Source organism: Tenacibaculum singaporense (genome assembly GCF_003867015.1).
GTDB classification, from domain to species: Bacteria; Bacteroidota; Bacteroidia; order Flavobacteriales; family Flavobacteriaceae; genus Polaribacter; species Polaribacter singaporensis.
Window position 1 is genome coordinate 3499761 of record NZ_CP032548.1, and the last position, 11944, is coordinate 3511704.

General features: G+C 34.3%; 9 protein-coding genes. 8 read left to right on the forward strand and 1 reads right to left on the reverse strand.

What is annotated here, in order from left to right:
* Nucleotides 1–34: 34 nt before the first annotated feature.
* Nucleotides 35–5914 (reverse strand): T9SS type B sorting domain-containing protein, encoded by a 5880-nt coding sequence (locus D6T69_RS15860; RefSeq protein WP_125069098.1) that lies wholly within the window; start codon nucleotides 5912–5914, stop codon nucleotides 35–37.
* A gap of 568 nt (nucleotides 5915–6482) precedes the next feature.
* On the opposite strand from D6T69_RS15860, the gene D6T69_RS15865 reads away from it, so the two are divergent.
* The 8 genes from D6T69_RS15865 (at nucleotide 6483) to D6T69_RS15900 (ending at nucleotide 11943) form a co-directional block, all read left to right on the forward strand.
* Entirely contained in the window at nucleotides 6483–7319 is an 837-nt protein-coding gene (locus D6T69_RS15865; RefSeq protein WP_125069099.1) for a hypothetical protein, read from the forward strand.
* Nucleotides 7320–7422: 103 nt separating this feature from the next.
* Nucleotides 7423–8190 (forward strand): hypothetical protein, encoded by a 768-nt coding sequence (locus D6T69_RS15870; RefSeq protein ID WP_125069101.1) that lies wholly within the window; start codon nucleotides 7423–7425, stop codon nucleotides 8188–8190.
* Nucleotides 8187–8588, forward strand: a complete 402-nt coding sequence (locus D6T69_RS15875) for a hypothetical protein (RefSeq protein WP_125069104.1) — start codon at nucleotides 8187–8189, stop codon at nucleotides 8586–8588. The genes D6T69_RS15870 and D6T69_RS15875 overlap by 4 nt, the downstream gene beginning before the upstream one ends.
* Nucleotides 8589–8631: 43 nt before the next feature.
* Complete coding sequence (locus D6T69_RS15880) at nucleotides 8632–9327, forward strand: recombinase family protein (RefSeq protein WP_125069106.1); 696 nt, start codon at nucleotides 8632–8634, stop codon at nucleotides 9325–9327.
* Nucleotides 9328–9637: 310 nt separating this feature from the next.
* On the forward strand, nucleotides 9638–10309 hold the full coding sequence (locus tag D6T69_RS15885; RefSeq protein WP_125069108.1) for a hypothetical protein: 672 nt from the start codon (nucleotides 9638–9640) through the stop codon (nucleotides 10307–10309).
* 7 nt (nucleotides 10310–10316) lie between these two features.
* A complete protein-coding gene (locus D6T69_RS15890; RefSeq protein WP_125069110.1) occupies nucleotides 10317–10658 on the forward strand; it encodes a hypothetical protein in 342 nt (113 codons plus the stop codon).
* A complete protein-coding gene (yidD, locus tag D6T69_RS16230) occupies nucleotides 10651–10866 on the forward strand; it encodes a membrane protein insertion efficiency factor YidD (RefSeq protein WP_125069112.1) in 216 nt (71 codons plus the stop codon). Before D6T69_RS15890 ends, yidD begins: the two co-directional genes overlap by 8 nt.
* A gap of 81 nt (nucleotides 10867–10947) precedes the next feature.
* Nucleotides 10948–11943: an AAA family ATPase gene (locus D6T69_RS15900; RefSeq protein ID WP_125069114.1), complete on the forward strand. Its 996-nt coding sequence runs from the start codon at nucleotides 10948–10950 to the stop codon at nucleotides 11941–11943.
* Nucleotide 11944 lies beyond the last annotated feature (1 nt).

Below are 11944 nucleotides of genomic sequence, written 5' to 3' on the forward strand. Positions count from 1 at the left end.
TTAATTTTCAAATTAATATTTTCTTTTTCAATTATTAATAATTAATGTATAGCCATCCTTGTACTGGTGCATAGTCCGAATCATTTAAATTAATGATATAATAGTAAGCACCTACGGGTAGTTTTGTACTACTTCCACCTCTTTGATTTGAAGTAGCATTCCAGTTATTTTGATAGCCCTTTGATTCATATACACGTTCTCCCCAGCGGTTAAAAACTTGTATATTACTATTAGGAAACTTCTCAATGTTTTCAATTACCCAAGTATCGTTTTGTCCATCTCCGTTTGGTGAGAAGCCTTTAGGTGAGACCACCTGCCTTGTATCACAAGCGTCTGATATACCGTCATTATCTTCGTCTGGCGCTGTAAAAGTTACTCTAGCTGTTCCCGTAGCTGTGTTTCCGCTGTTGTCAATTACAGTTAAAGTAACTGTTGTTGGAGTTGATAAATCTGGGCATTGAAATGTTGTGGTGTCTAACGACATACTTGCAACTCCACTACATGCATCACTACTACCATTATCTACTTGTTGAGCTGTAATAGTCGCCTCCCCGTTGGCGTCTAATGCTACTGTAATATCTCGTGTTACTACCGTTGGCACATCCGTTTCTACAACCGTTACCGTAGCCGTACCTGTTGATGTATTACCCTGGTCATCAGTCACCGTTAAGGTTACTGTGTTCGCTCCTAAATTTGAACAATCAAAAGTTGTCTTGTCTAAACCTGTAGAGGCTATTGAACAGTTATCAGTACTGTTATTATTAACATCTGATGCTGTAATTGAACCTTGACCGTTACTTAAGGTTACCGTTACATCTTTAGTATTTACTGTTGGTACCATGGTATCTTCTACAGTTACTATTGCTATTGCTGTTTCACTGGCACCACCATCAGTTGCTGTTAAAGTCACCGTATTGGTTCCGATGTTTGAACAATCAAAAGTTGTCTTGTCTAAACTTAAGGTCGGATTAGAATTACACCCACTTCCTGAACCGTTATCTACATCACTTGGTTGAATCGTTACACTTCCGCTAGCGTCTAATTGTACAGTAATGTTTTGTGTTACTGCCGCTAATGGTGCGCTTGGGTTTGCTGTAACCGTTACTTCAGCTGTTGCGGTTGCGCTATTACCTGATGCATCTGTTACCATTAATGTAACAGTATTGTTACCTACTTCTGAACAACTAAATGTTGTTACGTCTAAACTGTAAGCCAAATCAGTAGCACTAGTACAGTTATCTGAAGAACCATTGTTAATCTGTGCTGGGGTAATACTTACTTGATTATTTACACCCAATTGAACTGATATGTCTTGTGTTACTACTGTTGGTACAATAGTGTCCTCTACTGTTACTGTTGCAGATGCTGTACTTGTATTATTGTTTGCATCTACCACTGTTAATACAACTTGGTTCGTTCCTATGTTTGAACAATCGAATGTTGTTTTGTCTAAACTCATTGATGCTATTGAACAGTTATCAGTACTGCCGTTGTCAATTTGTTGTGGAGTAATCGTTGCATTACCTCTAGCGTCTAATTGTACTGTTAAATTTTGAGTTGTAACTGTTGGTAAAGTATTATCTTCTACAGTTACTACAGCACTTACTGTTGCGGTGTTTGTTCCATCTGTTGCTGTTAATACTACATTATTTGTTCCTACGTTTGAACAATTAAAACTTGTAATATCTAAACTTAATGTAGGATTAGAGTTACATCCACTTCCTGAACCATTATCTACATCTTGTGGTGTAATGGTTGCACTTCCGTTAGCATCTAACTGAATTGTAATGTTTTTCGCAACTGCTTTAAACGTATTATTCGGGTTAGGATTTACTGTTACAACAGCTGTTTTAGTAGTTTTGTTTCCGCTTGCATCTGTAACTTCTACATTAATTGTATTTGCTCCTAAATCTGAACAAGTAAATATTGTTTTACTTAACGCTACTGTTAAACTCGCTGAAGCTGTACAATTATCAGTTGCTGTATCTAAAACATCTGCTTGCGTAATCGTTGCTTGATTGTTTGCATCTAAAGTAACCGTAGCATTTTTAGTGGTTACTGCTGGTGCAGTTTTATCTTCAACGGTTACTATGGCATTTTTCTTTGCTGAATTTCCGCTTGCATCTACAACTGTTAATTCTACTGTATTTGCTCCTAAATCAGCACAAGTGAAACTAGCTACATTTAAACTCATTGATGCTATTGAACAGTTATCTGTACTACCGTTATTAATTTGTGAAGCTTGAATTGTTGCATTTCCGTTAGCATCTAACTGAACGGTAAAGTCTTGTGTATTTGCTAGTGGATTAATATTGTCTTCAACAGTTACAACCGCTGTTGCCGTTGCACTATTTGCTCCGTCTTGTACCGTTAAAACTACATTGTTTGTTCCGATGTTTGCACAAGTAAAACTTGTGATATCTAAACTTAATGTTGGGTTTGAATTACATCCACTTCCTGAACCATTATCTACATCTTGTGGCGTAATTGTTGCACTTCCGTCTGTTGCTAAATATACAGTAATATTTTTTGCAACTGCTTGTAATGTAGCATTTGGATTTGCGTTTACTGTTACAACGGCTGATTCATTAGTTGTATTTCCAATAGCATCTCTTACTTGCACATTAATTGTATTTGTTCCTAAATTACTACAATCAAACGTTGTTTTACTTAAAACTGTTGTTAAGTTTGCTGATGATGTACAGTTATCAGTTGCTGTATCTAAAACATCTGATGCTGTTATTGTTGCTTGATTATTCGCATCTAAATTAATGGTAACATTTTTAGTTGCTACTACTGGTGCAATGTTATCTTGAACTATTACAGTTGCTGTTGCAGTATTGGTATTCCCTGCAGTATCCTCTACTGTTAAGGTTACCGTATTTGGTGTTGCCGTATCATTACAATCAAACGTTGTTTTATCTAAACTCATTGATGCTATTGAACAGTTATCGGTACTTCCGTTATCAATTTGCTGTGGAGTAATACTTGCATTTCCATTAGCATCTAACTGAACCGTTAAGTTTTGTGTTTTTACCGTTGGCTTTACGTTTTCTTTTACAGTAATTGTTTTTAATGCTGATGCCGTATTTCCTGCACTGGAATTATTAACATCAAAAGCTACATTTTCAGGAACTTTTAATGTAATTGGCGTTCCTGCACACACATTAGTTGGTGTTACTTTAAATGTGTATTCATTTGCATTTACTGTCGTAAAATTACTTAATGTTGCTCCTGTTGCCTGAATATCATTTAAAGTAAAGCCTGTAACTCCACTTTGTGAGTTAAATTCTACTGTTGCAGAAAAATCTCCAGCAGTTGTGTTTCCTTGTGGAAGTCCTGTAATATAAGGTGTAGGACGTGGAATTAAACTAAAATTAGCCGTTACATTAGTGTCTGCATTTAACACCACCGTAGCCGTTGCTCCGTTTGGAGCTGTAGCAGGACTTGGTGATATTACCCAATTATCAAACTGATAAGCCGAATTTGGTGTAGCTGTTAAAGTTACACTTGTTCCGTCTAAATACATTCCGTTTGCTAATGGTTGAGAGCTTACTATTACTGTACCATTAGTAGAAGTAATTGTTAAATCTCTATACACTGGTGCCGTTGCCCCGTATTCATAACATCCCATATCCACAATTGTATTATGAATTCTTGAATTTCCAAGTAAATCAATTGTAACTCCTGTTGGAATTTTAGAGTTATCTCCTGTGTTAAGAGCTGGTGAAAATTGAGATGATATTGTAAAATCATTTATCATACTTGTAAAATAAGGGTCACTATTTTGAACATTTGTTGTTGCTGTAATACTACTATCAGAAAAATCTCCAATAGAATTAAAAACATTAAGTGAGGTTACAGGGTTTTGGTAAAAGTCTGTAACCGCTCTTGTAGTATTTCCTCCTGATGTTTCGTTAGCCCAAAAAATACAATTTGACACCTTGGCTCTCATAATTCCTGTTGCTCCAGTGTTTTGTGAAATTCCTACAACACCGTGTGTAGTCGCATTAAGGTTTTGACCTGTTCCTAAATCTTCATTATTCGCAAAAGTATTGTTTACAATATCTAAATTACAATCTGTAGTATTTCCAACCATTCTAAACCAAGCAGCACTACCGCTTAATCCTTGAAGAGAAGAGGCTAAATCTCCTGTTATATTGTTGACAAATAAATTATTAACAAATACAATATCTACATTAGTATTATCTCTTATCATACTATATGCTCCTGCTCCCCAACGAGCCATATTGTTTTTAAATTGGCAATTTTCAACAGTTAATCTTCCTCGAGACGAAGCGTTTCTGTTGTTTAAATTCATCTCTGCAAAAAGACCCGCCGCTTCTTTTCTTGAAACATTATCTTCTATAATACAATTTTTTAAGGTAAATTTTGCTACGGTTTTTTCTTTTATAATTGCTCCACCGGGTTCTGTAGCATTTCTATTAGTATGTGCATCACTAATGGTTAATCCGTCTAAAACTACATCGTTAGCCGTTGCTTCAATTTTTACGATATGATAACTGTTGTCATTTTTTCTTGTTGAGTTATTGTAATTATCAATATAAGTTGCTTGGTTAGTATCATTCCCTTGTAAATCTCCTGATAAAACAGTTGTGTTTTGCCCTAAAACACGTTGCCCTATAAGGTTTTCTGTTCCTGCAAAACCTCCGTAAATTTTAATTCCTGTTTTTGTAATTCTAAAAGTAGCATCTCTGTTAGAAGCGTGGGGTTTATATATTCCGCCTGCTACCCAAATCTGCTCGTTGTCGTTGGTATATCTTATAGCATCTTGCAAATCGGTATAGGCATTTACCCAAGATGAACCGCTGTTATCTCCTGTTGCATTGGCTTTTACATAAATTCTCCCTCGTGTTCTAAATTGTTTTCTAAGCGACCAACCTGAAATACTTGAAGCACTACAATTTTTTCTGATATAAACATCATAATTTTGCGAAGGGTCTAAACCTGAAAGTGTATGTGCTGTGGTAACTCCTTGTACAATTGTTGCTGATGAAAAAGGGTCAGACGATTTGTGATACGCAATATCGCAAAGACCATTACCGATTGTATTGGTAATTTCTGCGGAAGTATTGCTTATTGAACTTGTATTTATGGTAAAATCATTAAGGGTAGGTGAAAAACAAAAACCTTGTAATAAACCTTGTATTTCAGCTACGGTTAACCATCTGTTATAAATATAGATATCATCAATAATATCATTATATTTATAGATGTTTGCTACCGAATTATTTCTATTATTCCCAATAGCAAATTGTCCGCCTGTATTTAATCCTGTAACTGAACCTGTTGTAGAAAGATTTCTATCATCGTTATCAACCATAACACCATCAATCCATAATCTTGCTTCTGAAAATTTATTCGATTGCCCTTGCTTTCTTCCTGTTCTAAACATAGCCACAACGTGATGCCAATTACCATCTGCAATAAAGCCACTTACAGCTGTTCTATACTCGGTTGTTCCTCCTATAACTCTTGATTGTGCTACTATTTTACCTCTTTGCAACATAATGGTAACTCCTGTTTCATAAGCGTTAGCGTAATTATGAGGTGTTGCTGTTGTGTTTTTACTATCATCTATAATAACCTTAAAATTAGTATCATTGGTAGTTGTTTTTACCCAAAACGCAAAAGTAGGATATCCAGTATTGATATCTGTCCCTACTAAATGACTTGTGTTTAATTGAATGGCATCATTTGCCCCTGAACTATTAAACCTATCGGCAATTACTACTGAAGTTGTTCCTACTGGGGTTAGGTTGTTTGTTCCACCTATATCGGTTGTATTACCGTCGGTAAAATTGTAGCCTACCAATAAACCATTAGTCGGTACCGTTTGTGAAAAAGCTACTGTTACTACTAGCAATAAAAGCCAAAGTAATTTTTGTTTCATAATTCATATATTTTAATTTATAAAACAAAAAAATGTTTAATCTTTCAGATGCTACAAATGATTTTATGAATGTCAAATCGGTTTTGTAGATGGAGTTATCAGTTAAATTTTAACTAGTGATGTAACCTAATTAAATCTCGGTTAAACTAGTAAAATCTAAAATATCTGATACCATTTATATTTTATCTTGTAATTTTTATCGAAAATAGAAGGAGTATCTGTAATAGTTCTGAATTATCTTCGTAAGATTTAAATTTGTAATAGCCTACGTGGGGACTTCTTTTTCGTTATTTTAAAGAACCATTCGCTGTCTTTTATTTTAATAGATATATTTATTCTTGCTTTGATTAATAATTACTTTTTACTTAAATTTTTTGCATTATGGAATAAATAATATACAAAAAAAGGCTTTCAATTAAATTGAAAGCCTTTGCTTAGTAGCGGAAACAAAACTTATCTCGAACCAAGTTTACTTAGGTTTTAAGAAACTCTACGAACTTAAACCTGTATTAGAAGAAGCAGGATTATACCCTATTCATAACCTCAACAACACAAATACTGCGAGGTTATGAATACTAAATTCTATACTACTTTACCTGTTGGTATTTGTATCTATGCTTTGAGAAACCGAAAGGTAAATCAAGTTAAGTTATACATCTACCTAAAAAGTATATCAAGCGGTCATATCAAATATGACAGCACGGTATATGATTATAGCAAAGAATGGGCAAAAGACCTCAACTGCCACCCTAAAACAATTAAGAGTAGAATAGACTGGCTAATAAAAAAGAACTGGATTACAATTAACAGTAAATCCAAATCCATACGCATAGTAAGTTACAAACAAATTTGTGCTAAAAACAATATTGACACAAAACGTGCTGCCATATTTGAACCAAACCATTACAATAATTTCAAAGCATTTTGTATAGGTGTAGCGATGATGCATTTTAGGAATAGAAAAAAGTGGAAAGATAGACGGTCGGTGTCCAATAAGACCAATTCCGACACCAGTAAGAATCGTAATGCTTCTCCTAAAGGGTTCTACCCAATGCCTAACCTATACCTTGCAAAATGTTTAGGAGTTAGTAAAACAACTGCTTACAAATTTAAAATGGAAGCCATAAAGTACGGTTACATTATTCGTAAGAAACAAAAAAGTTTCATCTATACTGGAGATAACAAACTACGGAAAGATGCTATGGAGGTGTATGCTTTTAGTTTGTGTTTAGATGATATGGAAGACAAGGCACGTAGATTAAGAAAAGGTAAAAAGTACCTTAAAATAATTGAGTCCGATTTGGTAAAAACAGACTCAATTATTTTAAAGACAAAACGTCTTATCTATGATGAAAAATTCTCAAGAATAATGCGTAATAAGGCGGCTAAAGTAGTTAGTAAATAGTTTGTTTTTTTAGTATGGAAAAAAAGTTAACGGATTATAAGAGTCAAGAGAGAAAACCCCAAAGAACAGTTCCACAACTGCCTAAATTTTTGTATTTTTAGTAATGATAGAGATTACAGATATAATTACATCAAACTTCACTAAAGTAGAAGAACTATTAAGTAAAAACTATGTATGCTTTTCAATTGAAGGTAAAGTCTATGAAGATGTAGCAGGTAGAGAACAGATAGAGAGAATTAGTAATTTAAACACATTCAGATTTTACTATCATCTACGCTCAAAAGACTATTACGCTTGTTACTACCTCTACAATGCAATCCTGCAAAAGAAAGGTATTGAAACACTACTGAAAGAAATTAAACAGGTACTTGAGAAACACAACAAAACCAAAATTGCTCTATGTGATAACAGCAAGAATGATGAATTTGGATTTAGGCACATTCTCAGACATTTTCTACTTGAAAACAGTGTGCAAGCATCCGATACAGAGAACATTGATTTAAGCACTCAAAAACATTACTGGGAGCAAGACATCTACAAACAAGCAGGTCATTTTAATCTCACAGATAAGTTTGTAGGAAACGCACTTGAAAAACGTGATTGGATATTTGCCAAAACAATGCCTAAAAACCCACATTTTTACTCAATTCGAGTAGAAAATGAGGATTTTGAACACTTTTTGCACCTTATTGCACACATTCGCTACTATGGTAAGCCAGAAATTTATGAGGGCGTTTTATATCGTGTATTCTACTACAACGCCTATAAATACTGGACTATGCCACAAGACCTAACTAACGAGAGTTGTGATTTAATCAATCGAAAACCACTAAAAACCGAACAGAACGAACAAAATCAGCGTTTTCTATGAGAAATCAAGGTAAAAAATTAAGTACAGCACAACGAAAGGAGGCTATGATTGAAGCGATGAGACACACGCTTCACAATGTATCTGCTGCAACACGTTATGTTGGTGTTAGCAGAACTCAACATTACGAATGGTTAAAAACTGACCCTGAATACAAAGCCAGTATAGAAGAAGTTTTAGATATACAATTAGACTTTGCTTTTGCTGCTTTAATGAAACTTATTGGAGAGGGTAAGTTTCCTGCTATTAAATATTTTCTTGAAACAAAAGGAAAGCACAGAGGTTGGGGTGCTTCAAAGGCAATCAGAAATTATAATTATCAATCTACACCTCAACTTGAATGTGAGTTTGAACAAATGACTGATGAGGAGTTAGACCTGTACATAAAAGATAACGAATAGAGGCGTTACGTCTCTTAAACGGACGTTCAAGTTACAATACATTATGAAAAATTACATAGCATATTACCGAGTATCCTCAAAACATCAAGGCAATAGCGGTCTTGGTCTCAACGCTCAAAAATCTACTGTAAAGAGTTATCTCTCGTCAGATGCCGAATTAATTGCAGAGTATGAAGAAGTTGAAACAGGACGTTCTAATACTCGTCAGCAACTGCAATTAGCCATAGAACATTGTCAGCGTTCAAATAGTATTTTGATAATTGCAAAACTTGACCGATTAAGTCGTAATGTAGCGTTCATATCCAAACTAATGGAAACCAATATTGAGTTTGTGGCGTGTGATATGCCACAGGCTACACAATTCACATTGCACATTTTTGCTGCACTTGCAGAACAGGAAGCCAAGTTTATAAGTGAGCGTACCATTTCAGCCTTAACAGAATTAAAACGTAAAGGTGTGAAACTGGGCAATCCTCAAAACCTAACCAATGAAGCAAGACAGAAAGGAACGCAGACATTAATCGAAAATGCTTTAAGCAACGAAAATAACAAACGAGCAACATTTGCCATTGTAAAGATGCGTGAGAGCGAGAATTTAAGTTATAGGAAGATTGCAAAGCAACTTAACGACAACGGTTATAAAACAAGTAAAAACTGTGAGTTTACAGCATCACAAGTTTTAATCTTATATGATAGATATTTAAACCATAGCCAATGCCGTGAAGAAATTTTGCATTGAAACAACCATAAAAAAGTGTAATTTTACATCGAAACAAAATTTATTAATGAATATAAGAGATATTTAAACAGAAGTATAAAAATATAGATTAGCGTTAATCTAATTTTCTTGTTACTGAAAACCGCCAAATTTCAATATGCACACAAGAGAATAGGTCTAATGCTCACGTTACGGCGTGGGCTGTTCCTATTTGTGTGCAGGGTGCTTGGCGGTACCTCAGTAGCGATAGGTTACAGTACCCACGCTTTTTCATTTAAAAATTTTACTAATCGTTTCTTGGGACTGGAGACACTTAATTTTATTCAGTTCTATGAAAATAGTTAAAATCGTAATCGCAGTTATACTTATTATGTCTGCCTTGGGTGGGTTTATTACAGGAGAAGCCCTACCCTCAGTTTTTATGTTAGTTTTAGGAATTTTGCTTATTCCCAATGTAAAAGAAATTATCACAAAAAACTTAAAGTTTTGGAATAACAAGGCTATTCGCTATGGCTCTTACATAGGCTTATTTATTCTTGCTTCATTGTTTATTGACTCAGACAAATATGCTAATCAACAACAATCCCAAGAACAATCTCAACAAGTAGAAGCAAAACAAGAAGAACCTGCAAAAGAAATTATTCCTCCTAAAAAACAAGTGAAATTTTCTACCGATTATGATAAATCCGAACTATACGGAGATTGGGAACTTACACAAACGTTTGAAGAAGCAACCCCTAATGAAGTAACTAAAATAGAAGACAATTCAGAGGATGTAAAAATTCTACACCTTACTAAAAGCAAATACCAAACTTCATATCCTTACGGAGCAGGAGAAAATCCAACTTTTAACTATACCTTCAATAATGGTTACTTATCAGTTGTAACAGGCAAAATGAAAATGGAAATTTACGGATATACAGTTCTACTCAGCGAAGATAAACAACTAATCTACGTTAAAGAAAAGTCTGGCTTGGTTCAAGTTTTCAAACGTAAAAATTAAATCTATTATGAGTGAAAAAATAATGCAAGAATATAAGATAACTTGTCAAGGTTGCAATACAGTTAGGTTTGTACCCTATTTTGAATTTAAACAAAAAACAAGCAAAGAAAAATCTAAAGGATTTATGGCTGATATTCTAACCAATATTGGAATATCTGCTGCTTGCCTACCTTTGGGGTGTTGCACAAGTATCGCTTCAATGGATGGCGTGGCTGCAAGAAACAGAACGCCCGAAGAACAACAAGAAAAATACTTTGAATTACAAAAGGTAGATGTATGCAAAAAGTGTGGCTCATTGGCTAAAAAAGTTGAGGTTATAACACACAATATTGACGAGATAGATGGCTAAACTCTACTTGTTGATTGTTTGGCTTTATAAAAAATTAGTAAGCCCTATCTGGTCGAAATTCTTTCGGTGCAGGTTTTATCCAACCTGCTCCGAATATTCAAAAAGAGCCGTCAAAAAGTACGGTCTTAAGACAGGCTTAAAAATGACTATTAATAGACTTTCAAGATGCAAGGTTGGTAATCACGATAGTTGTATTGATTTGCCTTAAATGATTAAACGTTAGCATCAGTTTAAAATCAAATAAATATTATCTTTATTTTTACTACATTTGTACAGTTAATTTTCAATTATGAACCAAGCACTACTTACACGACTTTTCAAATCCATTGAAGGGGATAAAACTTCCGCTTTGATGAAAGTTGCTTATAGCATAATTGAAGATGAAAAGAGAAAAGGGCACGAAAAACTGGCAGAAAAACTTAATAATATTCTGAGAGAAAATTTAATTAAATATGACTCTGAGCCAGTTTTTAAAATAGCGAAAGACAAAACATACAAAATGCCTGTCGATAGACGCTACAGGCTTCCATTAGCAACCCATATAGAGCATGATCAGTTAAGACATGAGATGGTTCTTAACGAAGAGGTTGAAAGCAAAATTATTCGTATAGAGAAAGAATATTTAGCACGTGAAAGATTAGCACATCACGGTTTAAAACCAAGAAAGAAAATTTTATTACATGGCTCTTCTGGTTGCGGAAAAAGTATGGCCGCAGAAAAAATTGCTTGGGATTTAGGATTACCTTTTTACAAAGTACGTTTTGACACTATAATTTCATCATATCTTGGTGAGTCAGCATCAAACTTACAATCTCTTTTTGAAAGTACTAAAAACTACCCTTGCGTGCTTTTATTAGATGAATTTGACATTATTGGAAAACAACGTGATTTAACTTCTAATGATGTTGGTGAAATACATCGAATTGTTAATGTTCTACTTGGATTACTTGAAGAATATGATGGAGAGGCTATACTTATTGCTACTACTAATTTAGAGGGCAGTTTAGATAAAGCATTGTTTCGTAGATTTGATGATTTTATTGAACTTCCCAAGCCAACTGAAGAAGATATACTACAGTTGTTAAAAGTATCATTCTCTGCATTAAAACTTAATAAAGAAATCGACCTAAAGCAGTACGCTAAGAAAATGTTAGGACTGTCTTATGCTATTATTGTGAAAATTGCTAATGATGCTGCTAAAAAAACAATAATTAGTTCTAATAATATAATTTCTGCACAAGATTTGGATATGGCTTTAGAGGAAAACAAAGCCATAAACAAATAAT